Source organism: Rhizobium rosettiformans W3 (genome assembly GCF_004912135.1).
In the GTDB taxonomy this organism is placed as follows: domain Bacteria; phylum Pseudomonadota; class Alphaproteobacteria; order Rhizobiales; family Rhizobiaceae; genus Allorhizobium; species Allorhizobium rosettiformans.
In genome coordinates this window covers 1-25380 of sequence record NZ_STGU01000014.1, presented here as the reverse complement: position 1 = coordinate 25380, position 25380 = coordinate 1, and the positions used below count along the sequence as shown (strand labels likewise).

Annotated in this window: 22 protein-coding genes and 1 other RNA gene; 20 read left to right on the top strand and 3 right to left on the bottom strand. The window is 62.5% G+C overall.

The window, feature by feature from the left end; genetic code table 11:
* Positions 1–30: 30 nt before the first annotated feature.
* Both FAA86_RS19950 and FAA86_RS19945 read left to right on the top strand, forming a co-directional pair.
* On the top strand, positions 31–1602 hold the full coding sequence (locus FAA86_RS19950) for a putative bifunctional diguanylate cyclase/phosphodiesterase (protein WP_136542804.1): 1572 nt from the start codon (positions 31–33) through the stop codon (positions 1600–1602).
* A 91-nt stretch (positions 1603–1693) separates the two neighbouring features.
* Positions 1694–3061: a serine hydrolase domain-containing protein gene (locus FAA86_RS19945; RefSeq protein WP_136542803.1), complete on the top strand. Its 1368-nt coding sequence runs from the start codon at positions 1694–1696 to the stop codon at positions 3059–3061.
* A gap of 9 nt (positions 3062–3070) precedes the next feature.
* Here FAA86_RS19945 and FAA86_RS19940 read toward each other — a convergent pair whose 3' ends face one another.
* From FAA86_RS19940 to FAA86_RS19930, 3 genes are all read right to left on the bottom strand, one after another.
* On the bottom strand, positions 3071–4030 hold the full coding sequence (locus tag FAA86_RS19940; RefSeq protein WP_136542802.1) for a lytic transglycosylase domain-containing protein: 960 nt from the start codon (positions 4028–4030) through the stop codon (positions 3071–3073).
* Positions 4031–4162: 132 nt separating this feature from the next.
* Positions 4163–4798 carry a LysE family translocator gene (locus FAA86_RS19935; RefSeq protein ID WP_136542801.1) on the bottom strand — a complete coding sequence of 212 codons (636 nt, stop codon included), beginning with the start codon at positions 4796–4798 and terminating at the stop codon, positions 4163–4165.
* A 46-nt stretch (positions 4799–4844) separates the two neighbouring features.
* Positions 4845–6059 (bottom strand): pyrophosphate--fructose-6-phosphate 1-phosphotransferase, encoded by a 1215-nt coding sequence (locus FAA86_RS19930; protein WP_136542800.1) that lies wholly within the window; start codon positions 6057–6059, stop codon positions 4845–4847.
* 317 nt (positions 6060–6376) lie between these two features.
* Between FAA86_RS19930 and FAA86_RS19925 the strand changes: the two genes are divergently transcribed.
* The 18 genes from FAA86_RS19925 to FAA86_RS19840 all read left to right on the top strand — a co-directional run.
* Positions 6377–7114 (top strand): J domain-containing protein, encoded by a 738-nt coding sequence (locus FAA86_RS19925; protein WP_113460789.1) that lies wholly within the window; start codon positions 6377–6379, stop codon positions 7112–7114.
* Complete coding sequence (locus FAA86_RS19920) at positions 7111–7869, top strand: N-acetylmuramoyl-L-alanine amidase (RefSeq protein ID WP_136542799.1); 759 nt, start codon at positions 7111–7113, stop codon at positions 7867–7869. The genes FAA86_RS19925 and FAA86_RS19920 overlap by 4 nt, the downstream gene beginning before the upstream one ends.
* 256 nt (positions 7870–8125) lie before the next feature.
* Positions 8126–8650, top strand: a complete 525-nt coding sequence (locus FAA86_RS19915) for a lytic transglycosylase domain-containing protein (protein WP_113460791.1) — start codon at positions 8126–8128, stop codon at positions 8648–8650.
* An 85-nt stretch (positions 8651–8735) separates the two neighbouring features.
* Positions 8736–9926, top strand: coding sequence for an NAD(P)/FAD-dependent oxidoreductase (locus FAA86_RS19910; RefSeq protein WP_136542798.1), 1191 nt, complete (start codon positions 8736–8738; stop codon positions 9924–9926).
* Between the two features lie 79 nt (positions 9927–10005).
* An RNA gene (gene rnpB / locus FAA86_RS19905) (RNase P RNA component class A) lies at positions 10006–10404 on the top strand.
* Between the two features lie 385 nt (positions 10405–10789).
* Positions 10790–11227 (top strand): division/cell wall cluster transcriptional repressor MraZ, encoded by a 438-nt coding sequence (gene mraZ, locus FAA86_RS19900; RefSeq protein ID WP_136542797.1) that lies wholly within the window; start codon positions 10790–10792, stop codon positions 11225–11227.
* Positions 11228–11244: 17 nt separating this feature from the next.
* Positions 11245–12270, top strand: coding sequence for a 16S rRNA (cytosine(1402)-N(4))-methyltransferase RsmH (gene rsmH, locus FAA86_RS19895; protein ID WP_136542796.1), 1026 nt, complete (start codon positions 11245–11247; stop codon positions 12268–12270).
* A 2-nt stretch (positions 12271–12272) separates the two neighbouring features.
* On the top strand, positions 12273–12668 hold the full coding sequence (gene ftsL / locus FAA86_RS19890; RefSeq protein WP_136542795.1) for a cell division protein FtsL: 396 nt from the start codon (positions 12273–12275) through the stop codon (positions 12666–12668).
* A complete protein-coding gene (locus FAA86_RS19885; protein WP_136542794.1) occupies positions 12668–14416 on the top strand; it encodes a peptidoglycan D,D-transpeptidase FtsI family protein in 1749 nt (582 codons plus the stop codon). Before ftsL ends, FAA86_RS19885 begins: the two co-directional genes overlap by 1 nt.
* A gap of 59 nt (positions 14417–14475) precedes the next feature.
* Positions 14476–15930 (top strand): UDP-N-acetylmuramoyl-L-alanyl-D-glutamate--2,6-diaminopimelate ligase, encoded by a 1455-nt coding sequence (locus tag FAA86_RS19880; RefSeq protein WP_136542793.1) that lies wholly within the window; start codon positions 14476–14478, stop codon positions 15928–15930.
* Complete coding sequence (locus tag FAA86_RS19875; RefSeq protein WP_136542792.1) at positions 15927–17360, top strand: UDP-N-acetylmuramoylalanyl-D-glutamyl-2,6-diaminopimelate--D-alanyl-D-alanine ligase; 1434 nt, start codon at positions 15927–15929, stop codon at positions 17358–17360. Before FAA86_RS19880 ends, FAA86_RS19875 begins: the two co-directional genes overlap by 4 nt.
* Before the next feature lie 24 nt (positions 17361–17384).
* Complete coding sequence (gene mraY / locus FAA86_RS19870; protein WP_136542791.1) at positions 17385–18485, top strand: phospho-N-acetylmuramoyl-pentapeptide-transferase; 1101 nt, start codon at positions 17385–17387, stop codon at positions 18483–18485.
* 7 nt (positions 18486–18492) lie between these two features.
* Positions 18493–19902 (top strand): UDP-N-acetylmuramoyl-L-alanine--D-glutamate ligase, encoded by a 1410-nt coding sequence (murD, locus tag FAA86_RS19865; protein WP_136542790.1) that lies wholly within the window; start codon positions 18493–18495, stop codon positions 19900–19902.
* A 1-nt stretch (position 19903) separates the two neighbouring features.
* Complete coding sequence (gene ftsW / locus FAA86_RS19860) at positions 19904–21058, top strand: putative lipid II flippase FtsW (RefSeq protein ID WP_136542789.1); 1155 nt, start codon at positions 19904–19906, stop codon at positions 21056–21058.
* A 6-nt stretch (positions 21059–21064) separates the two neighbouring features.
* Complete coding sequence (murG, locus tag FAA86_RS19855; protein ID WP_136542788.1) at positions 21065–22186, top strand: undecaprenyldiphospho-muramoylpentapeptide beta-N-acetylglucosaminyltransferase; 1122 nt, start codon at positions 21065–21067, stop codon at positions 22184–22186.
* Entirely contained in the window at positions 22183–23595 is a 1413-nt protein-coding gene (gene murC / locus FAA86_RS19850) for a UDP-N-acetylmuramate--L-alanine ligase (RefSeq protein WP_136542787.1), read from the top strand. Before murG ends, murC begins: the two co-directional genes overlap by 4 nt.
* Positions 23596–24576 carry a UDP-N-acetylmuramate dehydrogenase gene (gene murB / locus FAA86_RS19845; RefSeq protein ID WP_136542786.1) on the top strand — a complete coding sequence of 327 codons (981 nt, stop codon included), beginning with the start codon at positions 23596–23598 and terminating at the stop codon, positions 24574–24576.
* 60 nt (positions 24577–24636) lie between these two features.
* On the top strand, positions 24637–25380 hold a 744-nt coding region (locus FAA86_RS19840), incomplete at its 3' end, for a GGDEF domain-containing protein (protein WP_136542785.1).

Genomic DNA, 25380 nt, shown 5'->3' with positions numbered 1-25380 from the left:
TTATCACCAGTTATTTTAGGGGTGTTTAACATGATGTTAAGTGAAATCCCACTCGGGAGGCGGCTTCGTTACAGTCTCGCGGGCTTTGCGGGCGGTGCTGTCGCGCCAGCCGCCATGCTGGTGCCGGTCGTTGCGAGCGGCAATTTCGGTGCGTTCTCCACAGATCTTCTTGGTCATTGGTCCGCGCTCGGCGCCCTTGCCCTGCCTCTCGTCGGTGCGGCGATCGGTTGGCGAATCGCTGCCTGGGAAGCCATCCTGCATGACCGCATTCTGCGTCTCGAAGGTGGGACGCAGGAGCTCGAGGCAGCGTCGCGCGTCGACCGGCTGACGGGGCTTGGCAATCGCCAGGCCTTGAATGATACGCTGGCGACGCTGCTCAAGGCCGGCAAGGCTTGCTCCGGCACACTCCTGCTGATCGACCTCGACCGTTTCAAGTATGTCAATGACACGCTCGGGCATGAAGCAGGCGACGGCCTGCTGCTTGCCGTTGCCAATCGGCTGCGCGAGGCAGCGGGTGAGGGCGCCTTGCTGTTTCGGCTGGGAGCCGACGAGTTCGCGGTCATCCTGCCACACGCCCAGCGGCGCCCTGTCGCCGAGTTCGTATGCCTCGAGATCGAGCACGCTCTGGCGCAGCCGTTCGAGCTCGCCCATGGTCGGATCATGGCCGGTGCGAGCATTGGGGCGACACTGATGTCCTCGGCAGACCGCGATGTCGCCGCCCCGAAGCAGCGCGCCGATCTCGCGCTCTACCGTGCCAAGGAGATTTTCGGACCAAGTCACGCTTTCTATGATGAAGCGCTGGCGCGTGAGGTTCTGGAGGGATTGGAACTGGAGCGTGATCTGTCGCGCGGTTTCGTCGATGGCGAATTCTATCTCGAATACCAACCGATCGTCGCGGTCGACAACGGCGATGTGCGATCGCTCGAAGCGCTGTTGCGTTGGCGCCACCCGAAGCGCGGGCTGGTCACGCCCGACGTCTTCATTCCGCTCGCCGAGAAGACGGGCATTATCCAGGTGATCGGAAAATGGGTGGTTCAGCAAGCCTGTGCGGCGGCGGTCACCTGGCCGGCACCGACGGGCGTCAGCGTCAACGTGTCAGGCGATCAGTTCAAGGATCCCAATTTCGTGGCGCATGTGCTCGATTGCCTCGTGGAAACCGGTCTGGCGCCCGAGCGGCTGACGATCGAGGTGACGGAAGCGGTCTTCTCGGTCGATATTGATCTCGTCTGCCGCAGCCTGGCGGAGCTGCGCGCCAGTGGCGTCCGGGTCGCGCTCGATGATTTTGGCACCGGCTTCTCCTCGATCAACAATCTTCGGCTCTTTCCGCTCGATGAGCTGAAGATCGACCGGTCGTTTGCCGGGCAGATGCTGGAGACGAGCCAGGGGGCAAAGCTGGTGGACCTGATGCACAAGCTTTCGGAGACGTTCCAGATCCGGACCACGATCGAGGGCATCGAAACCAAGAACCAGCTGGATTTCGTCAAGCTTCTCGGGATCGGTGAGGCACAGGGCTTCCTCTTCTCAAAGCCGGTCGGTGCCGCTGAAGCGCTCAATTATGTTGAGGCGCGTTTGCGTCAGTCCGAGCCTCTCCCGAGCGCGTGAGACGTTCCGGGATAACCCGATGAACCGTGCGCCGGCATCTTCCGTCTGTCACGCTTTCCTGCTTCGATGGCGAGACGTAGAGGAGATGAGCATGCAGAGAGTGGTGAAGTGGTTGGTGCGGCTAGGGATTGGCCTGGTCTTGCTCCTCGGTGTCGCGATCGGTCTGCTCGTTGCCTTTCCGCCGGAGCTTCTGCGCGTCGGCACCGGCTATGCGGCGAAGATCATCTGCTCGAATGTGTTCATCGCCGGACGCGACGCCGACGAAGTGTTGCGGGACGACGTCCAGGCGCCGGGACATCCTCTGCTGCGGCTGGTGCGGGCGGAGGTCGATCTTGACCGGGGGCTCGTGCACACATCGCTCCTTGGCCGCATTGCGCCATCCGTTGCCGTTCATCGTTCTGGTCTAGGATGCACACCCGTGGACGAGGACGGCATCGACGTAGCGAACCGGCTTTCCGCTCCCGTGCCGGAAGCCGACACAGCTTCGTCGGACCAGCCATGGCCGGAAGGGCAAGCGGTTCCAGCAGCCGATCCGCGACTGCAGGAGATCCTCGCTGATCCGGAGATGATCGGGCCGGCGGCCCGCGGGGTGGTGGTCGTCAAGGATGGCCGCATTGTCGGCGAAACCTACGGCCCCGGCTTCAACGAGAACACGCCGCTCCTCGGCTGGTCGATGACCAAGACGGTGACTGCTGCACTCGTCGGCATCCTCGCTTCGGAGGACAGGCTGGATCTAGACGCCGACCAACTCTTCGCCGGGTGGTCGGGTGATGCGCGGAAGGAGATCAAGCTCTCGAACCTGCTTGCCATGGAAAGCGGGCTCAGCTTCAACGAGAGTTACGGCGACGTGACCGATGTCACCCGGATGCTTTATCTGGAGCGCGATATGGCGGCCTATGTCGCATCGCTGCCCACCGAGGCTGCGCCTGGAACCCGCTTCAACTACTCGTCCGGCGAAACGGTCCTGATCTCGCAATACTGGATGTCGCGCTTTTCGGATCGCTCGGCGGCGCTCGCCTTCCCGCGGGAGGGTCTCTTCGATGTCATCGGTATGACAAGCGCAGTCCTGGAGGCAGATCCGACCGGCACATTCGTGGGCGGTTCCTACCTCTACGCAACGGCACGCGACTGGGCCCGCTTCGGCCTCTTGATTGCGCAGGGCGGTCGGTGGGGTGACCGCCAGGTGCTTCCGCCTGAGTTCATCGAGCGCATGAAGCGGCCAACGGCTGCGTCCGGAGGCGACTACACGGAGGCGCAGGCGTGGCAGAATGGGCCCGGGGGCGAGGACAGCGAGTATGGTCTGCCGGAAGAGGCGGTCTGGATGCTTGGCCATGACGGTCAGTCCGTCGCCATCATCCCGTCGGAAGGTCTGGTGGTGGTGCGGCTCGGGCTCACGCCCCGCAATCTCGACTTCAGGCCACAGAGGCTGGTCCAGGCGGTCCGCGACGCGCTGCGCTAATGCAGACCCTTACTGGGTGAGGTGCAGCAGACCCTTGCGCTTGGCGTCATAGTAATAGCCGCGTGCATAGAGGCGGACTGCCTGATCGTGATCGTTGTCGGCAACGATATAGGCGCCCCGCAGATACTTCACCGCGTATTTGATGTTGGTCTCCGCATCGAAAAGCCCGTCGGCTGATCCGTCATAGCCCATGGCCTTGGCCGTGTTGTAGCGGATCTGCATCAGCCCGTAATTGCCCTTGCTGTAGGCGGCCGGATTGTAGCGGCTTTCGCGATGGACAACGCGATGGACGAGATCGACCGGGACCTCGTAGAGCTTCGAATATTTCTCGATCAGCGCGTTGAGACGCGTCGGTCCAACCGTCTCCGGCTGACGCTCCAAGGGCGGTGCGCCCGGCGGCGTGATGTCGAAGGGGTCGCCGAAGCTTGTGAGCGCCGTCGCGCGCAGCGGTGCGGCATAGGCAAGGACGACCGGTTGCTGTTCCGCCGGCGCAACGGCCGCTGTGGCTGCAACAGCTGACGTTGCCGGTGCAATGCCTGGTGGGGTGAGCGTTGCTTCGGTCGAGGCTGCGGCGGCTGCCATCTGATCAGCGCCGGCCGTTGTCGGCGCCGGGCTCGTGACCATGGCCAGGGCGTCGGTCGCGGCGGTCTGGGGGGCGGTCGCAGAAAGCGCGGATGCCTTCAGGGCCGGGATCGGGGCTGCCGTCTCGGTTCCCGGGATCATCGGAGCAGGGCCCGGATTTGCGGCCGCAAGTTCGGCCTGCGTCATCGCGGGCGTCGTCGCCGCGGCAGGGTTCGTTGCCGCTTCCGCGGCGGCGGCTGCAAGCATTTCAGGTGATTTCGGATTGGCAACCGGCGCGGAGGCAAGATCTGCCTTGACGCTGTCGTCGATCGCTGTGCATCCGCCCAGTCCAGCCAACAGTGAGGCAGCCATACACAGAGCGATGCCGCGGTCAGTTCTGACGTTCATGCCACTATCCGTTACGTGATGCACGCGAAGGCCAGAGCAAATCACCAGGCGCTTCGTTTCCATTTCTTAATCTATGCCCGGGATTGCGGCAAGCTTACGGCCGGAAAGGCAGCCTTTCGACACCAATGCCGGTCAAGCCGCGATCTTGCGATAGCCTGCCGTAACGGCCTTGGCTGCGATCAGAACCGTGCCGCCGGAGCGGTTGATCGTCCGGCGAACCGCATGTTTTCTGATGGTTTTTCGGACTTTCTCCGCCATGAGGGCGTAGATGAGGGACGTCGCCGCCGTCATCAGGATGAAGATCGATCCGAGCGCAATCGCCTGTGGCAGGAAAGCCATGGTCGGGTTCAGGAATTGCGGCAGAAGTGCGGCGGCGAGCAGGCTGCTGCGTGGATCCTTCAGCTCGCTGCCGAAGCAATGGGCGATGACTCGCAGCGGCTTTTCTTCCGGCAGGTTGTCATTGTCCGCGATGGGCGCGTTCCCCGCCGGTGCGCGCGAGAGCCCGAGGGCTAACAGCATGAGCAAGACCAGGCCGATCCATTGCAGGACGACAAAGCCTGATGGTGACGCCGTCAGGACGATGAACGAGAGGCCGAGCACCAGCGCGACCGGAATTGCGGAGCCAAGCGTGACTCCGGTCACCGTGGCGAAGGCGCTCTTGCGGCCATGGGCCATGGCATAGGACAGGACCAGCCGTTTCGACCGACCGGGCACCAGCAGAAAGGTGGCCGCGACGACAGCGAACACGATCCAGGTAGGGTAGGGCATGGCAGTCACTCCTCAATCAAGAGGAAGCCAGCTTTCCGCCGTAAGGTCAATGGAGTGGACGGTACTTCTGGCCGAGATAGTCCATCACTTCTTTGAACCATGGCGTATGCAGATCGAACGGCTTGCCACCCTTGATGCGCGGGAACTCGATGGTGCGCAGGCGACCGCCCTGATCCTCGTCGTGACCTGTCACTCCGGAGACCTTGTTGAGGCCGCTTTCGACCGCAAGATCGACCATGCTCTGGATGAGGCGGAGATCGTCGTAGTTGGCGGGTGCAGAGCGGGAATAGTAGCCCGACTTCTGGACCATCGACCGGTCGGCGTCGAGAAGCTTGGCGAAATGCTTCTGGAACCAGTTGCCGACATTGATCGTGTCGAGCTTCACATGGCCGAAGGCGTCGCGCTTGATTTCTTCGCCGGCGGCCTCACGGTCGGCGACGATCTCGTCCATGCAGGCGCCTTCCGAGACGAAAAGGGTCACGAAGCCGGTGCGGTCCATAATGTCCTTCAGGCGGGCGGCTTCGCCATCCATGTCGAAGTGAGTCTCCGGCAGGTAAAGGCCATCGATGTTCTTCAGCTCCTGATTCATCATGAAGCCTTCGATGTACTCGTTATGCTTGGTGCGCTGCATGTAGGCGCGCGCCGTGGCCGCCGTCAGCCAGCCGCAGTGGCGGCCCATTACCTCATGGATGACAAGCGTGCGCGGCGAGGCGCTCTGTTCGTTTGACACATGGTCGAAGAAGCGGGCGCCGACTTCGGCAGCCGTCCAGGCGCCGAGCGTCTGCTTGATCGGGTAGACGTCGTTGTCGACCGTCTTCGGCAGGCCGACCACGGTCAGGTCGTAGCCGTTTGCGCCGAGATAGGCAGCGAGATCGGCAGCGGTGGTGTTGGTATCATCGCCACCGATCGTATGCAGGATGGTCACGCCATCTGCCGCGAGCCGTTCGGCCGCGACGCGCAGCGGATTATCGCCTTCCTTGACGAGCCCGCGCTTCACGCAGTCGGCGACATTGGTGAGCTTCACGCGGCTGTTGCCGATCGGGGAGCCGCCATAGCGGTGCAGGACATGCGCCTTCTCGCGCATCTCCTTGGTGATCTCGATCTTGTAGTCCATCAGCAGGCCGCGGAAGCCGGACTTGTAGGCGACGAGCTCTACATCGGGGGCGATGTCCGTGTAGCGCTCGATCAGTCCACCCACGGCGGACGAAAGACAGGGCGCGAGGCCCCCGGCGGTCAACATCGCGACTTTCTGCTTGGCCATCGATCCTCCTCGGGCATCACGCAGCCCGGCTACTGGGTGTTCGGGTGGCAAATGGATGCGACAGCGGGTGGCAGCTGTAAAGCGAAAAATTCAAGGAAAACGGGCGTTTCGTCGGGATGAACCCGGACGCGGCGGATATAATCGTTTCAATTCGGCATGCGGGCGTTTGGCCGACTGTGGATAAGCCGCGCGCGGGTGCTGGACCGTTTGCGAGGCGTACGTGTTCAACGAAACGGATTTAAGATGAAGAAACTTTAATCTGCGGCGGAGGCCATGGCTCCTTGCTTTTTGGGGACTTATTTGGTCAAGCTTTCATCATGATCTTCGATTTCGCCTGCGAACAAATATCGTCATTCTGGGACCGTTTGCTTGGCGCGATCGGTGATGCCGCCGGTAACGTGATCGGCAGCATCGTTGAGGCCGTGCGAACGGCCTTCGAAGGTGACCCGGAAACACGCAGGCGCGTCTCCTTCTCCGTGGCCATCATCGCGCTTTCGGCAAAGATGGCGAAGGCGGATGGGATCGTGTCGAATGCCGAGGTCGAGGCCTTCCGCAAGATCTTCGAATTTCCGCCGGAAGAGGCCCGCAACGTTGCGCGCCTTTACAATCTCGCCCGCCAGGACGTTGCCGGCTTCGAGACCTATGCGAACAATCTCGCGAGCATGTGCCGCACCTGCGATCAGTTCTGCCCGGTGCTGGAAGACATCATCGATGCGCTGTTCCATATCGCCAAGGCCGACGGTCTCGTGCACGAGAAGGAACTTGCCTTCCTTGCCCGCATTGCGGAGATCTTCGGCATATCGGATGAACGTTTCGCCTCGATCACCGAGCGCCACATCCATCAGGATGGCGACCCCTATGGCGTTCTCGGTGTGAAGCCCTCCGACGACTTTGCGACGATCCGCAAGCGCTACCGGGCACTTGCTGCCGAACATCACCCTGACCGGCTGCATGCCCGCGGTGTGCCGACCGAGTTTCACGCCGTTGCCAATCATCGCATGGCGAAGTTCAACGCAGCCTATACGGCGATCGAGAAGGCACGCCGTGCGGCATGACCTTCACGGCCGATTATGCGCGTGCGGAGGTCTGTCCTTCGCCGAACCATGGCGAGCGTCTTGGCATAGAGCGCCCCGACATTCTCCTCCTGCACTATACGGGCATGCCGTCAGCCGAGGGTGCCCAGGCCTGGCTCTGCAATCCCGAGAGCCAGGTTTCGAGCCATTACATCGTCCACGAAGACGGCCGGGTGGTACAGATGGTGTCGGAAAACCGCCGTGCCTGGCACGCGGGTAAGAGCATCTGGGCTGGCGAAACCGACATCAATTCCCGATCGATCGGCATCGAAATTGCCAATGCGGGGCATCCTGCTGGCCTGCCGGACTATCCGGATCGGCAGATCGAATCCGTCATCGAATTGTGTCTCGAATGCGTCGAACGGCATGGGATCGCGGCTGAACGGGTGCTTGCGCACTCGGATGTAGCCCCCATTCGCAAGGTCGATCCGGGTGAAAATTTCCCCTGGGACGAACTGTACCGGGCAGGGGTCGGCCACTGGGTTGAACCGTCGCCCATCGGCGGCGGGCGCTTCTTCCAGCGCGGCGACCGCGGACAGCCGGTCGAAGCCCTGCAATCGATGCTGTCGCTCTACGGATATGGCATTGAAATTTCCGGCGAATTCTGCCCGCAGACAGAGGGTGTCGTTGCCGCTTTCCAGCGGCATTTCCGGCAAGCCAAAGTTGACGGCGTGGCCGACAGTTCGACCATCGAGACGCTTCATCGGTTGCTGACGAGCCTGCCGCGTTTTCGGTGAGCAACGAGGCGAAACGCCGTTCTCAAGACCAAGGAAATCAACGCGCGTCGGACGCTTTTGTTGCGACGCCACACGATTTCCTTATTGGGCCGCTCTAAAGGACGCGCTGAACGGCGCCGACGATTTCCTTGAAACGCGGCGCAAACATCAACTCGAGAGAACCGTAACGGGCGGCCCCTGAAGGGCTCGCGACGCATTCCTGCGTCCGCTTTGACGCGCGCCGATCCTGTTCCCCGACCGGAGACTGAACCTTCCCATGACACGACGACTTGTTGCTGCTGCGGCATGCATTGCAATGCTTTTGACTCACGCCCAGACCGCGCTTGCCGGTAGCGAGGAGAGCCGCTTCAAGAAGCCGCTGAAGACCATTACCCGCGACGCAGGCTATCCGGCAGCGCCCGCTTTCTCGAAAAGCCCCTACAGCGACATCATCACCAAGTATGCCAAGAGCTACGGTGTTCCTGTCGATCTCGCCCATGCGGTGGTTCGCGTGGAAAGCAACTTCAATCCCAAGGCCCGCGGCAGTGCCGGTGAAGTAGGGCTGATGCAGATCAAGCCGGCGACCGCGCGAGCCATGGGCTATCGCGGCAAAACCAAGGGGCTCTACGACCCGGAAACCAATATCCGCTATGGCATGAAGTACCTTTCCAAGGCGCATGAACTCGGTGGCGGGGAAACCTGCGGAACGATCCTGCGCTACAATGCGGGCCATGGCGCCAAGCGCATGAATCCGATCTCCAAGCGCTATTGCGGCAAGGTCATCGCCATGATCGGCAACTGAGAAAGAGCTGTGCCCGACTTCCCGCGTCGACTGGACAGCGAGGCTCGTCGTGCTATCACCGGACGCAACGTAAGGATGGTGACGCATGGTTGAGCGGTTCAAGTCGATTGTTGTTGGGCGGGGCATGATGGGAGCTGCGGCCGCGCGGTATCTCGCTCTGCAGGGCGAGGGGGTCGCGGTCATCGGACCGGACGAGCCGACGGACTGGAGCAACCACCACGGCGTCTTTGCCAGTCACTACGACGAAGCCCGCATCACCCGGACGATCGATTCGGATCCGATCTGGGCGAGGCTCGCGAACCGCTCGATCGCGCGCTACGGTGAGATTGCGGCCGAGAGCGGCATTGACTTCTACTCCGAAGTCGGTTGCCTGATCGTCGGCCCAAAGCGGGGCGGCCAGGATCCCTATGTGGGACAAGTCGAGGCCGCTGCGCACCAACTCGGCGTTTCGGTGGAGATGCTCTCCGACGCGGCCTTGAAGTCGCGGTTCCGCTACTTCGACTTCGGCTCGGACTGCGAGGGCGTCTACGAGGAAAAGAATGCAGGCTACGTCAATCCGCGCCGGTTGGTCGAGGCGCAGAGCCTGCTTGCCGAAAAGGCGGGTGCACGGGTGATCCGCCGGACGGCGGTTTCGGTCCGAGAAGAGGGTGGTCTTGCCATCGTCACGACTGACGATGGCGCGGTCTATACCGCAGAACGGGTTCTGGTGGCGGCCGGTGGCTTTTCGATCAACGAAAACCTCTTGCCGCGCCCGCTCGATCTCAAGGTCTATGGGCGCACGGTCGCTTTCTTCGAAATCCCTGACGAAGATCTCGCCGCCTATGCCGGCATGCCTTCGCTCATCCACCAGCCTGACGATCCGACAGACCACATCTACCTCCTGCCGCCGGTGCGTTATCCTGACGGCAAGACCTATCTCAAGATCGGCGGCGACCCGGATGATCTTCAGCTCGAGACAGAGCCGGAGATCCGCGCCTGGTTCCGGCGCGGCGGACGGCTGACGACGCGCGATCATCTCCGCCGCATCATCTCCGATCTCGTGCCGACGCTGGCCGACGCACCGCTCTCCATGGCGGCTTGCGTGACCTCATTTACCCCGGAAAACTATCCGGCCATCGGCTTCGCCAGCGACCATATTGCGGTTCTCACCGGCGGTTGCGGCGCGGCGGCGAAGAGTTCGGACGAGATCGGCCGTCTCGGCGCGGAATTCATCCAGCATGGCCGAATCATCGACGAGGCCTATGGCGATGTCTTCCGTCCGGTGTTCAGAGACTGATTCACCAAAAGCGGCCAAGTGGTACGTCTTTCTCGCTTTTCGTTGGCAATCGCTCCAAGGGTCGGCTAAGGACCCCTTGCCAGTTGGCCGGGCAGCCGCGCTTTACCAATGCCGAAAGGCGGTAGGGTGAGGAAAGTCCGGGCTCCACGGAAACACGGTGCCGGATAACGTCCGGCGAGGGCGACCTCAGGGAAAGTGCCACAGAAAGCAAACCGCCTCGCATGCGAGGTCAGGGTGAAAGGGTGGGGTAAGAGCCCACCGCGTCGCTGGTGACAGGGACGGCATGGTAAACCCCACCGGGAGCAAGACCGAATAGGGATGACGCGGGTGGCGCGAAAGCGTTGCTACAGCCTGTTTCCGGGCCAGTCATCCGGGTGGGTTGCGCGAGGCAGCGTGCAAACGCTGTCCCAGATGAATGGCTGCCACGTTCCGGGAAACCGGAGCCATACAGAACCCGGCTTACAGGCCAACTGGCAAAAAATCCTTCCCTTTCGACATGTGGCGCGAAGCCTCTGAAAACACGGCAGGAACGCCGTGTTCGGCCGCCAACCGCGCTCAAGCCAGATCGAGCGGAAAAGCCGACGGAAAACAGGGCTTTCTAACCATTCGTTAAGCTTAACCGCCTATCAATATTTGAATCTCGGAAGGGGCTCTTCCCGACCGCTCCCATTGACGCCCATATTGTCCCATGGTATCCCAATTGCATGCCGTTACGGGGGTCGTTTCATCCCCGAAGTCCCGTGAATTCAACGCTTCCTCTCGCGTCTCGCGAGAGCGTGTTGCGGGTGTTTCGGCTGGCGTATCCATGTGTATCCGAGGGTCTCTGATCGGCCCTTCGTTCAAGGGGAGGTCGGTTGTCAGTGATGAGCCGCTTCCTGTCCAATGCGACAAACAGGATCGATGCGAAGGGGCGGGTTTCCGTCCCTGCGGCGTTTCGCGCCGTGCTGGTGCAGCGCGGAATTCAGGAGCTTTATTGTCTCCAGGATTTCGTCTATCCGGCAATCAATATCGGTGGTCCGGATCTGCTCGAGCGGTACGAGCGGAAAGTGGCGGCCGAGGATCCCTTCGCATTGGAGGCAAACGAGATGTCGCTGCTCCTTCATGGTGGCGGCGTCTTCACGCGACTCGATGCCGAGGGGCGATTGGCGGTGACGGATTTCATCCGGGATTTCACGGGGATTTCCTCGGAGGTCTGTTTCGTCGGTCGGTCGGATCATTTTCAGGTGTGGCAGCCGCAGGCGTTTCACGAGGCGCAGGCGCGAGCCAGAGAGGTGGTCAGGCAGCGGGGCCTGCGCACCTAGAAAGACGGGGAAACGGAATGGCGGCGAACTTTGGCGAAGGTTTTTCCGATGCCGATGGCGGACCGGTTCGCCACATTCCGGTTCTTCTCGCAGAGGTTCTTCAGGCCCTTGAGCCTGAGACCGGCAGGGTCATTCTCGACGGTACGTTCGGAGCCGGCGGCTATACGTCTGCCATTCTCGCCAAGGGTGCTCATGTCGTGGCACTCGATCGCGATCCGAAGGCGATCGCCGGCGGTGAGGCTCTGGTTGCCTCGAGCGGTGGCCGGCTGAGCCTGCATCACACAGAGTTTTCGAATCTCGCCGATTATGCGCCGGAAGGCGGGCTCGACGGTGTCGTGCTCGATATCGGTGTTTCTTCCATGCAGATCGATGAGGCCGAACGCGGCTTCTCGTTCCAGAAGAACGGCCCGCTCGACATGCGCATGGCCGTTTCGGGCGTCTCGGCTGCCGATGTCGTCAATCGTGCCAAGGTGTCCGATCTCATTCGCATCTTCGGCTTTCTCGGCGAGGAAAAGCATGCGGGGCGGATCGCGCGCGCCATTGAAAAGCGTCGCGTCAACGAGCCGTTCCAGACGACTCGCGACCTCGCCAACCTCATCGAGAGCGTCAATCCGCGCAAGGCCAAGGACAAGATCCATCCGGCAACGCGGGTGTTCCAGGCCCTGCGCATCTACGTGAATGACGAGCTCGGCGAGCTCGCGCAGGCGCTGTTTGCGGCCGAGCGGGCGCTCAAGCCGGGTGGTCGCCTTGTCGTCGTTACCTTCCATTCGCTGGAAGATCGTATCGTCAAGAAATTCTTCTCCGAGCGGTCCGGCAAGGCGTCAGGTTCGCGCCATCTTCCCATGGTGGAAGCGCGCCCGGCAACCTTCGAACCGGTCGGCAAGGGCATGGTCGCAGCCAGCGAGAGCGAGGCGGAAGTCAACCCCCGCGCGCGTTCCGCAAAGCTGCGCGCCGGCATCCGCACCTCGGCGCCTGCCGAGCGCGCCGACATGTCGATCTTCGACCTGCCAGACCTTGCCACTCTCGAAAAGATCGGAGGCTGACCGTGCTGAGACCCCTCGATTTCATCATGATCGGTGCGATGCTGACGGCCGCGACCGTCACCTACCAGATCAAGCACGACACGGATAACAAGGCCGCCGAAGTGCGTCGCCTGGAGGCCGAGATCAAGCTCGAGAAGGACACGATCGATCTCCTGAAGGCGGACGAGGCACTTCTGACCCAGCCGAACCGGCTGGAGCGACTGGTCGAGGCCTATGCCGCCGAACTGCAGCTCGTGCCGACCGAACCCACCCAGCTGGCGCGGCCGATGGAGCTGCCGATGCCGAAGGATCAGCTTCCGGTTCCGGAAGGCGAGGACAAGGATGCGCCCGCATTGAGTGCCGAGGCTCCTTCCGACCCCATCAAGGACCTCATCACGACAGGATCGGTGAACCGCTGATGACCTTTCTTTCGCGAATCATGCTGTTGAAGAGCCAGGCGCATTTCTCGACCGACGTGCAGCGCGGCGGTGCCGTGGTGAGTGGTGCGACCTTCAAGGGCGCCGGCAAGCGCAAGACCGAGATGGCAAAGACCCGTGTGGGCCTGATGATTGCCGGCTTCTGCGTGGTCTATGCCATCATCGGCGGACGCCTTGTGCAGTATGGCCATGCCCAGCCCGAGACGGTCTCAAGCATCCTTCCGGCCGACCGCCTGATGGCCTCGCGTCCCGATATCCTGGACCGCAACGGCGAAGTGCTGGCGACGGATATTCGCACCGTTTCGCTCTTTGCCGAGCCGCACAAGATCGTCGACCCCGACGAGGCGGTCGAGCGCCTGTCGACCGTGCTCAAGGACCTCGACGTCAAGGACACCTATCGCAAGCTCTCTTCCAACTCGCGCTTCCAGTGGCTGCGCCGGCAGCTGACGCCGAAACAGCAGAGCCAGATCCTGGCGCTCGGCATTCCCGGGATCGGTTTCCGTCCGGAAAAGCGCCGCTTCTATCCGGGTGGTCCCACCGCTTCGCATATCGTCGGCTTCGTCAATATCGACAATCGCGGCATGGCCGGGATGGAGCGCTATATCGACAGCCAGGGCATGGCGGAGCTCAGAGCGCTCGGGATGACGAGCGACACGCCGCTCGAGCCGGTCCGGCTCTCAATCGACATCCGCGTGCAGAACCTGGTCCGTGACACTCTGGTTCGGAGCGTGGAGAAATATGGGGCCATCGGCGCGGGGGCTGTTGTGCTGGACGTGCACACCGGCGAAGTGCTGGCCATGGCGTCCGTACCGGACTTCGATCCGAACAAGCCGACCGAGGGCGCGCAGGAAGGATGGCTCAACCGAATGTCCAACGGGACATTCGAGATGGGCTCGACCTTCAAGGCGTTCACGACGGCCATGGCTTTGGACTCCGGCAAGGTCAGGATGAGCGACAGCTTCGATGCCCGCTATCCCATCCGCATCGGCGGCTTCACCATCAAGGATTTCCACGGCAAGAACCGCATCCTCAGCGTTCCGGAAATTTTCCAGTATTCGTCGAACATCGGCACGGCACGGATGGCGGAAGCCGTCGGGATCTCGGAACACCAAGCGTTTCTCACCCGGCTGGGCTTGCTGAACAAGATCGAGACAGAGCTGCCGGAAGTCGCGACGCCCACGCAGCCCCGCGTCTGGAAGCAGATCAATTCGGTCACCATCTCTTTCGGCCACGGCGTCTCGACCACGCCTCTTCAGACGGCGGTTGCGGTCGCAGCCCTGGTCAACGGGGGGCGACTGATTCCCCCCACCTTCTTGCCGCGAAGCAAGGAGCAGGCGGATGCGCTGGCGCAGGTCGTCATCAAGGAGAAGACCAGTGACGAGATGCGCTTCCTGTTCGACTGGAACGGTACCAAGGGGTCCGGGCGCCGCGCTCGTGTGGATGGCTTTGACGTCGGCGGCAAGACCGGTACGGCGGAAAAGGTCGTCAACGGCCGATACTCCGACGACAAGAACTTCAACGCCTTCATCGCCGCGTTTCCGATCTCCAACCCGCAATACGCGGTTCTGACTTTCATCGACGAACCGAAGAGCGGCGATGACAACGGAGGACCGACTGCAGGCTATACAGCCGCTCCGATGATGAAAGAGATCATTCAAAGAAGCGCCGCAATTCTTGGTGTAGAACCCACTTTCGGGGAAGACGGCTCAGCTTTGCTCGTCTCTTATTGATCAGATCGACTACAGGCGGGGCGATTCGCGTAACTTGCCCCGGAAGGATGGACTGCAAAATGCTTTTGGGTGCACTGGCTGGCGAGGAGTTTGGGGAACAGGTGGCAGCCGCTGGCGCTGCGTCCGTCGAGGTTCGCGGATTGTCGGCCGATAGCCGCAAGGTCGAACCCGGTACCGTGTTCTTCGCCCTGTCCGGATCCAAGGCAGACGGCGCGGCCTATGTCGCGCAGGCCGTCAAGAAGGGTGCCGTTGCCATCGTCGCATCGCATGCCGTCGACACGTCCATTCCGGTCATCACTGTCGACAATCCGCGCCGGTTCCTGGCGCTTGCCGCTGCTCGTTACGTTGGACGACAGCCGAAGACCATGGTTGCGGTGACGGGTACCGCTGGCAAGACCTCTGTTGCCTCTTTCACGCGCCAGATCTGGGCGGCAGCCGGGCATGCGGCGGCGCAGATCGGTACAACCGGCGTCATCTCGCCAAGTCGCAACGACTATGGCTCCCTGACGACGCCGGATCCGCTGGCGCTGCACACGCTGCTCGGTGAACTCGCCGATGAAGGCGTGACCCATGCCGCCATGGAGGCCTCCAGCCACGGCCTCGATCAGAGCCGCCTCGACGGCGTGGTCCTTTCGGCCGCGGGCTTCACCAATCTCGGCCGTGACCACATGGACTACCACCCGACCATGGAAGACTACATGGCGGCGAAGATGCGTCTCTTCGATACGCTTCTGCCGAAGGGCGCGCCCGCCGTCATCTTCGCCGACGATGCGTGGTCGAACGAAGCCATCCGGGTGGCGAAGGCCTCCGGACATGACGTGCGCACGGTTGGCCGCAAGGGCGATTTCCTCAGCCTGAAGCGTGTCGAGCATTTCCGCCACAAGCAGGTCGCCGAAGTGCATCATGGTGGCGAGATCTACGAGGTCCACATCCCCCTCGCGGGTGATTTCCAGATCGCCAATGCACTGGTTTCGGCGGGCCTTGCGATTTCGACCGGGGTTGCACCCGCTGTCGCCCTGAAGGCGCTGGAGCACCTGAAGGGTGCTTCCGGCCGTCTCGAACTGGTCGGACAGACCAGGGCCGGAGCGCTCGCCTATGTCGATTACGCCCACAAGCCGGAAGCGCTCGAGAATGTGCTGACCTCCGTGCGTCCCTTCACCACCGGCCGGGTGATCGTGGTCTTCGGCTGCGGTGGCGACCGCGACAAGGGCAAGCGGCCGATCATGGGCGAGATCGCCTCCAGGCTCGCCGATATCACCATCGTCACCGATGACAATCCGCGCACGGAAGTGCCGGCGACCATCCGGTCCGAGATCATGGCGGCAACGCCCAAGGGCATCGAGATCGGCGACCGCGCTCAGGCAATCCGCGCGGGCGTCGCCATGCTGTCCAGCGGTGATACGCTGATCGTGGCGGGCAAGGGGCATGAGGAAGGACAGACGGTCGGCACGGAAACCCATCCGTTTTCCGACCATGAGGAAGTCCGCAAAGCCTTGGAGGAGTTCGACCGTTGAGCCTGCTCTGGACTGCGCGTGAAATGGTGACCGCCATGGGCGGTCGGCCCTTCGGCAATTTGCCGATGGGGGTCACTGGTATTTCGATCGACAGCCGGACGATCACGCCCGGCGAGGCCTTCTTCGCCATCAAGGGTGACCGCGTCGACGGCCACGACTATGCCAGCATAGCGATTGCCAATGGCGCCTCTCTGCTCGTCGTCAGCGAAGCCAAGCTGCCGGCCCTGGGCCGACTGACCGTTCCGATGATCGTGGTCGAGGATGTGCTGGTCGGTCTGCAGAAACTCGGCATGGCCGCCCGCGACCGGACGCCGGCGACAGTGATTGCCGTGACCGGATCCGTCGGCAAGACGACCACGAAGGAAATGCTGCGCATGGCGCTTGCGCCCTCCGGCAAGGTGCATGCGTCCGTCGCTTCCTTCAACAACCACTGGGGCGTGCCGCTGACACTCGCCCGGATGCCGATCGATACGCGCTACGGCGTCTTCGAGCTCGGAATGAACCATCCCGGCGAGATCGGCCCCTTGTCGCGCATGGTGCGGCCCGATGTGGCGATCATCACGACGATCGCACCGGCGCATCTTGGAAATTTCTCCAGTGTCGACGAAATCGCCGATGCCAAGGCCGAGATCTTCGAGGGCGTGGTGAACGGCGGTGACGCGATCCTCAATCGCGACAATCCCTACTACGAGCGTCTCGAACAGGCGGCGCTAGCGCAGGGTGTGGAGAACATCCACAGCTTCGGCCAACATGCGAAGGCAGAGTTCCGCCTCGCGGAATTCGATGGCGCGGCGGAGCTTTCGACCGTCTGGGTGTCCTTCGGTGGCGAGACCCGTGAAGTGACGATCGGTGCACCGGGCCGTCATCTGGCGGAGAACGCTATGGCGGTGCTTGCGGCGGTGTCACTGGTGGGTGCTGATGTCGATGCCGCGATCGAGGCATTTGCCAGCCTCTCTGCCGTGAAGGGCCGCGGCCAGCGGCACCGGTTGAAGATGCCCGAGGGGGCGCTGACCCTGATCGACGAAAGCTACAACGCCAACCCGGCATCCATGCGTGCCGCAATTGCGGTCCTTGCCTCCGCGCAGCCGGGCGAAGACGGACGCAGGATTGCCGTGCTCGGCGACATGCTGGAGATGGGCGAGTTCGCCCCCAGCGTTCATGCGGAGCTTGCCGGTCCGCTTCTCGCCTCCGGCATCGAGCATGTCTGGCTTGCGGGCCCGGAAATGGTGGCCCTGCGGGATGCTTTGCCGGAGACCGTGCATGTCGTCTATTTCGAAACGACGGATGAACTCGTCAATCTCGTGACCGCAGAGGTCCGTGCTGGCGACGTCGTTATGGTCAAATCTTCTCTCGGTATCGGTTTCGGCAAGATCGTTGCGGCTCTGCTTGACAAGTATCCGGCATTCCCCGACACGGAGCGCCACTTTTAATCCGGGCTTTTTGAAAGGGCTCCAATGCTGATCTGGCTTGTGGAACTGGCGGACAACCTTCAGTTTTTCAATCTCTTCCGTTACATCACCTTCCGGACCGGGGCGGCGCTCTTCACGTCGGCGCTGGTGGTGTTCCTCTTTGGTCCCGCCATCATCGCGTCGCTGCGGGTGCGACAGGGCAAGGGGCAGCCGATCCGCGCCGACGGGCCACAGACCCATTTCAAGAAGGCGGGAACACCGACCATGGGCGGCCTGATGATCCTCGCGGGTATCGTCGTGTCCTCGCTGCTCTGGGCGGATCTGTCGAACGTCTATGTCGTGGCGACGCTGCTGGTGACCCTCGGCTTCGGCGCGATCGGCTTTTATGACGACTATCTCAAGGTGACCAAGCAGACGGAGAAGGGCTTCTCCGGCAAGGCTCGCCTCGGCATCGAGTTCCTGATCGCGGGGATCGCGGTCTACTTCATGATGTCGACGGCGCTGAGCTCCGGCCCGCAGGGCTCGACCTTCGGCTCCTCGATTGCTTTTCCCTTCTTCAAGGACTTTCTGGTCGATCTCGGGATCTTCTTCGTGCTGTTCGGCGGCTTCGTCATCGTCGGGGCCGGCAATGCGGTGAACCTGACCGACGGTCTCGACGGTCTTGCCATCGTGCCGGTGATGATCGCGGCGGCGTCGTTCGGCGTCATCGCCTACCTCGCCGGTAACGCGGTTTTTGCCAATTACCTGCAGATCAATTTCGTGCCGGGCACGGGTGAGCTTGCCGTTGTTCTCGGCGCCGTCATCGGTGCCGGTCTCGGCTTTCTCTGGTTCAATGCGCCGCCGGCCGCCATCTTCATGGGCGATACCGGTTCGCTGGCATTGGGCGGCCTGATCGGTTCGGTGGCCGTTGCCACCAAGCATGAGATCGTCATGGCGATCATCGGTGGCCTCTTCGTCATGGAGACGCTCTCGGTCATCATCCAGGTCGGCTATTTCAAGCTGACCGGCAAGCGGGTCTTCCTGATGGCGCCGATCCACCACCATTTCGAGAAGCTCGGCTGGACCGAAAGCCAGGTCGTCATCCGCTTCTGGATCATCGCGGTCGGCCTTGCCATGCTCGGCCTCTCCACGCTGAAACTGCGGTGAGGCGGCGATGATCGCGGCCACCACGTTCAAGGGCAAAACCGTCGCGCTGTTCGGGCTCGGCGGGTCTGGGCTCGCGACGGCGAAAGCGCTGCAGGCCGGCGGGGCAAACGTGATCGCCTGGGACGACAATCCCGACAGCGTCGCGCGCGCGGCGGCCGAGGGCGTGCCGACCCAGGATCTGCGCGAAATCGACTGGTCCTCCGTTGCCTCCTTCGTGCTGTCACCCGGCGTGCCGCTGACCCATCCGAAGCCGCATTGGACGGTCGGGTTTGCCCGGGCGGCCGGTGTCGAGATTATCGGCGATGTCGAGATCTTCGTGCGCGAGCGCCGCGCGCATGCGCCGGACTGCCCGTTCATCGCGATCACGGGCACGAACGGCAAGTCGACGACGACGGCGCTTATCGCCCATATTCTGCAGGCGAGTGGTCGGGACACGCAGCTCGGCGGCAATATCGGCCGTGCGGTTCTGACGCTCGATCCGCCGAAGGACGGCCGCTTCTTCGTCGTCGAATGCTCGTCCTACCAGATCGACCTTGCGCCTACGCTCAATCCGACTGCCGGCATCCTGCTGAACCTGACGCCCGATCATCTCGACCGTCACGGAACCATGCAGCACTATGCCGACGTCAAGGAACGTCTCGTTGCCGGCGCAAAGACCGCGATCGTCGGTATCGATGACAGCTATTGCGAGCTGATCGGCGATCGGATCGAGCGGGCAGGGACGAAGGTCATCCGGATCTCCAAGCGCCAGCCGCTGGCCAATGGTCTTTATGCGGAAGGGTCACGCATCATGCGGGCCGACAGCGGTGCGTCTGCGCCTCTGGTTGATCTCAGTGCCATCCAGACGCTGCGCGGCAGCCACAATGCGCAGAATGCCTGCGCTGCTATCGCCGCCTGCCTTGCGGTTGGGGTGTCGGAAGGCGAGATCCGCAAGGGCTTGCAGAGTTTTCCGGGGCTCAAACATCGCATGCAGCCCGTGGGGCGGCGCGGCCAGGTGCTGTTCGTCAACGACAGCAAGGCGACCAATGCGGATGCGGCCGCACCGGCGCTGTCGAGCTATGAGCGGATCTACTGGATTGCGGGCGGACTTCCCAAGGAAGGTGGCATCGCAAGCCTCGCACCACTCTTCCCGCGCATCGTGAAGGCCTATCTTATCGGTGAAGCTGCTTCGGCGTTTGCCGCGCAACTCGGTGACCGCGTGCCATACGAGATTTCGGACCGTCTGGAGCGCGCGGTGGCACATGCCGCAGCCGATGCCGATCAGGATGGCGAAGCCTCCGCCGTGATGCTGTCACCGGCTTGCGCGAGCTTCGACCAGTACAAGAATTTCGAGGTTCGCGGTGATGCCTTCGTGACGCATGTCGCGGGTCTTGAAGGTGTGACGATGCTGATCGAGATGCCGACAGGAGGCGAATGAGATGGTAAGCCGCGTGGAGAGAGGACCGATCGCAGACTGGTTCTGGACGATCGACCGTCTGTTCCTGATCATCTTCGTTCTCCTGATGGGGATCGGGCTGATGCTCTCCTTCGCGGCGTCTCCGGCCGTTGCCGAGCGCCTCGGGCTCGACAGTTTCCACTTCGTCAAGCGTCACGCCTTCTTTATGCTGCCGGCACTTGGCGTGATGATCGGCCTGTCCTTCCTCTCGCCGAGGCAGGTGAGACGGGTCGCGATGCTGATCCTTGCCGGCTCGCTGATCATGATGGTGCTCGTTCTGTTCATCGGCATGGAAGTCAAAGGCGGGCGGCGCTGGTTGACGCTTGCCGGGATGTCGATCCAGCCGTCTGAGTTCATGAAGCCCGCCTTCGTGGTGATCTGCGCCTGGCTCTTCGCCGAACATGCGCGCCAGCCGGAGATCCCTGGCAACCTCTTCGCGATCCTGCTTTTCGGCATCGCTGCAGCCCTGCTGATCGCCCAGCCCGACCTTGGTCAGACCATCCTGATCGGCAGCGTCTGGGGTGCGATGTTCTTCATGGCCGGCATGCCCTGGCTCTGGATCGTTGTCCTGGGCGTTCTCGGCAGCGTCGGCTTCTTCGGGGCCTATATGACACTGCCGCACGTCGCGGGGCGAATAGACCGCTTCCTGACCGGCGAGGGCGATACCTTCCAGGTGGATACGGCACGCGAGGCGATCATTCGCGGCGACTGGTTCGGTCAGGGGCCGGGCGAGGGGATCGTCAAGCGGATCATTCCGGACAGCCATACCGACTTCATCTTCTCGGTCGCGGCAGAGGAGTTCGGCATCGTCTTCTGCATGGTGCTGGTTGCGATCTTTGCCTTCCTCGTGCTCCGCGGCCTCAGCCACGCCTATAAAGAGCGCAACGACTTCAACCGTCTGGCAGTCTCCGGCCTGGTGCTGCTGCTCGGCGTCCAGTCGATGATCAACATCGGCGTCAATCTCGAACTTCTGCCGGCCAAGGGCATGACGCTTCCGCTCATCTCCTATGGTGGATCGTCGATGACGGCGATCTGCGTCACGGCCGGCTTCATCCTGGCGCTGACCCGCCGCCGTCCGGAAAAGCGTGCCCAGGAGCGCAGCCTGTTCCGATCGGTGGCTGGCGTGCCCGCGGAGTAAAAGCGTATGAATAAGGGCATCGTCCTGCTCGCCGCCGGGGGAACCGGCGGCCATCTTTTTCCGGCCGAAGCGCTGGCGCATGAATTGAAGGCGCGCGGCTATGGCGTGCATCTGGTGACCGACCGGCGTGCGGAACGTTATGCAGGGAGCTTTCCGGCGGACGAAGTGCACACCGTCTCTTCGGCCACGATCGGTTCCAAGAACCCGGTTTCTGTCATCAAGGCCTTTCTGTCTCTTTGGCGCGGGTATCGCGAGGCGCGTGCACTTGTCACCCGGCTGAAGCCGAAGGCCGTCATCGGTTTCGGTGGCTATCCGACCGTGCCGCCGGTTTTTGCCGCAGCCGGCCTCGGTGTTGCAACGGCTGTCCATGAGCAGAACGCCGTGATGGGGCGGGCGAACAAGTTGCTGGCGTCCCGGGTGCGCGCGATTGCGGGCGGTTTCCTGTCGCCAAGCGGCGAGCATGCAGCCAAGATGGTGCTGACCGGCAACCCTGTCCGACCAGCCGTCATTGCGGCCTCGGCTCAGGCCTATATGCCGTCGACGGCCGGTGGCGCATTCAACCTCGTCGTCTTCGGCGGCAGCCAGGGCGCGCAGTTCTTCTCCGACGCCATTCCCGGTGCGATCCGGCTCCTGCCGGATGCCCTGCGCCAACGGCTCGTGGTCACGCAACAGGCGCGCCCTGAGGACCGTCAGAAGGTGATCGACAGCTATGCGACCCTCGGCATCCGCGCCGAAGTCGCCCCCTTCTTCACCGATATGGCGGAGCGGCTTGCCGCGGCGCATCTCGTCATCTGCCGGTCGGGTGCATCGACGGTCTCCGAGCTCGCCGTCATCGGGCGGCCGAGCATTCTCGTCCCCTATCCGCATGCGCTCGACCACGATCAGGCGGCGAATGCCGCAGCACTGGCTGCACAGGGTGGAGCGCAGGTGATCCCTCAGGCGGAGCTCTCGGCCGAGCGGATCGCCGACCTTCTGACCAAGGCGATGGAGGGGCCCGAGAGGCTCGCGACCATGGCGGCTGCCGCGAAAAGCACGGGCAAGCCTGACGCTGCCGGCTTGCTCGCAGACCTCGTTGAGGCTATTGCCGCCGGCAAGGGCATTGCCCAGTCGAAGGGAGCCACACAATGAAAATGCCGAAATCCATCGGCCTCGTCCACTTCATCGGGATCGGCGGCATCGGGATGAGCGGGATCGCCGAGGTGCTGCACAATCTCGGACACAAGGTGCAGGGGTCTGACCAGGCCGAAAGCGCAAACGTCCAGCGTCTGCGCGCCAAGGGCATCGAAGTGTTCGTCGGCCACAAGGCGGAAAACCTTGGCGAGGCCGAGGTGGTTGTCGTTTCCACCGCGATCAAGAAGAACAATCCGGAGCTGATCGCCGCGCGCGAAAAACTGCTGCCGATTGTCCGCCGGGCTGAAATGCTGGCTGAGCTCATGCGCTTCCGCAATGCGATCGCCATCGGTGGAACACATGGCAAGACGACCACCACGTCGATGGTCGCGGCTCTGCTGGAGGCCGGCAATCTCGATCCGACCGTCATCAATGGCGGCATCATCAATGCCTATGGCACCAATGCGCGCATGGGCGAGGGCGAGTGGATGGTCGTCGAGGCGGACGAGTCCGACGGCACCTTCCTCAAGCTTCCTGCGGATGTCGCGATCGTCACCAATATCGATCCCGAGCATCTCGACCATTACGGCACCTTCGACAATGCACGGGCGGCCTTCCGCCAGTTCGTCGAGAATGTGCCGTTCTATGGTTTCGGCGTGATGTGTCTCGACCATCCGGAAGTGCAGGCGCTGGTGAGCAAGATCGAAGACCGTAAGGTCATCACCTATGGCGAGAACCCGCAGGCGGATGTACGCTTTTCCAATGTGCGTCTCGACGGCACGCGCTCGATCTTCGACGTCGAAATCCGCCGTCGCCGCACCGGCCGGGTGTTCACCTTCAAGGATCTCGTGCTGCCCATGCCGGGCCGGCACAACATCTCCAATGCCTGTGCAGCGATCGCTGTCGCCAACCGGCTCGACATTTCGGAAGAGGGTATCCGGAAGGGACTTGCCGGCTTCGGCGGCGTCAAGCGGCGCTTTACGTTGACCGGTGCCTCGAACGGCGTGCAGGTGTTCGATGATTACGGGCACCACCCGGTCGAGATCAAGGCCGTGCTGAAGGCTGCGCGCGAGGCCTGCCAGGGGCGGATCATTGCCGTTCATCAACCGCATCGCTACTCGCGCCTTGCCAGCCTCTTCGATGATTTCGCCAACTGCTTCAATGATGCCGATACGATCTTCCTGTCGCCGGTCTATGCCGCAGGCGAGGATCCGATCGATGGCGTTGATTCGGAGACGCTGGTCTCCCGCATCAAGTCGGGCGGGCATCGCGATGCGCGCTATCTCGCCGCGCCCGATCAGCTTGCCTCACTCGTCGCGGGCATTGCACAACCGGGCGATTTCGTGGTCCTGTTGGGGGCCGGCAACATCACCCAGTGGGCTGCTGCCTTGCCGACGGAACTAGATGCAATTTCGGGAAAGTCTTGAATGAAACAGGTGGATGGGGAAAAGCTTCTGGCCTCGCTCGGCCCAGGGGTCAACGATCTCAAGGGGCGCCTGACGCCTGATGCGCCGATGGACCGGGTCACCTGGTTTCAGGCGGGCGGCCTCGCCGAATTGATGTTCCGGCCGCATGACGTCGAAGATCTCACCAGTTTCCTGAAGCTGCTGCCGGAAGAGGTTCCGCTCACCGTCGTCGGCGTCGGATCGAACTTGCTCGTACGCGACGGTGGCATTCCCGGTGTTGTCATTCGTCTGTCTGCCAAGGGCTTCGGCCAGGTTGAGCTTGCTGGCGAGAACCGCATTCGTGCCGGCGCGATCTGCCCCGATAAGCACATCGCCGCCATGGCGATGGACAACAATATCGGCGGCTTCCATTTCTACTACGGCATTCCAGGCTCGATCGGCGGTGCTGTTCGCATGAATGCCGGCGCCAATGGCGGTGATACCGCCGGGCGGCTGGTTGAGGTCGAGGCCGTCGACCGCAAAGGCAATGTGCATGTCCTGTCGAATGCAGACATGGGCTACAGCTATCGTCACTCGGCAGCGCCCGAAGGCCTGATCTTCACCAGCGCCGTGTTCGAAGGCTATCCGGAAGAGAAGGCGAAGATCCGCGCCGACATGGATGCCGTGCGTCATCACCGGGAGACGGTGCAGCCGGTGAAGGAGAAGACCGGCGGTTCGACCTTCAAGAACCCGGAAGGGCACTCCGCCTGGGAGCTGATCGACGAGGCCGGTTGCCGCGGGCTGATGATCGGCGGGGCACAGATGTCGTCGCTTCACTGCAACTTCATGATCAATGTGGGCCACGCCACGGGCTACGACCTCGAATATCTCGGCGAAACCGTGCGCCAGAGAGTTTTCGAGACCTCCGGCATCAAGCTCGAATGGGAAATCAAGCGTCTCGGCATCTTCATGCCCGGTCGTGAGGTGAAGCCCTTCATGGGCGTGCTTCCGCCCGAAGCGTGATTGTGCCCTACGAAGTTTTAACACCATTCCATTAGGCTCCCCGAAGGTTCGGGGAGTTTTATGTTTGATCTGGTGCATGTCTGGGTAATCCGGCAGCTCACGCTTGGCGAGTTTTCCTCGCGGCAGGCGGTGCTGTGGAAGGCTGCTGCTATGGCAGCCAAGATTGCCATCTTTGCCTATGGCCTGAATGTCATCGGTCATTTCGTCTTGGTTGCTCTCGGGCTGCTTCCCTATCCGCTGGTTCCGGCCCTGATGGTCGCGACGATGCTCACGCCGCCGGTGTCCTTCATCGTCGCCGTCATTGCCTATTCGGTTGTCGGCCTCGCGATCTATGATCTCGGCGTCTCGCGACAGCGTTTCGAAATGTTGAGCCGAACTGACATGCTGTCGGGCCTGATGAACCGGCGCGCGTTTCTCGATGCGTTCGAGGCGGCACGCGGCCCGGTGGCCCTGATCCTGCTCGACATCGATCGATTCAAGTCGATCAACGACACGCTCGGCCACAAGGCGGGCGATGACGTCATCATCCAGACGGCAAAATGCCTGACGGACGTTCTGGGCCCCGACCAGGCGGTTGCCCGGATCGGCGGCGAGGAGTTTGCCGTCTTGGTGACCGGGCAGGGCACCGAACGGGTGATGGAGATCGCCGAAGCGATCCGCTCCTCGGTTGAAGGCATGGGACTTGCGATCGCCGGCCGCTCCGTTTCGGTCTCCGTATCTGCTGGTGTCTCGCAAGGGGTGGCCGAACTGGGCTTCAGTGAGCTGTTTTCCGGCGCAGATCGCGCGCTTTACGTCGCCAAGGCG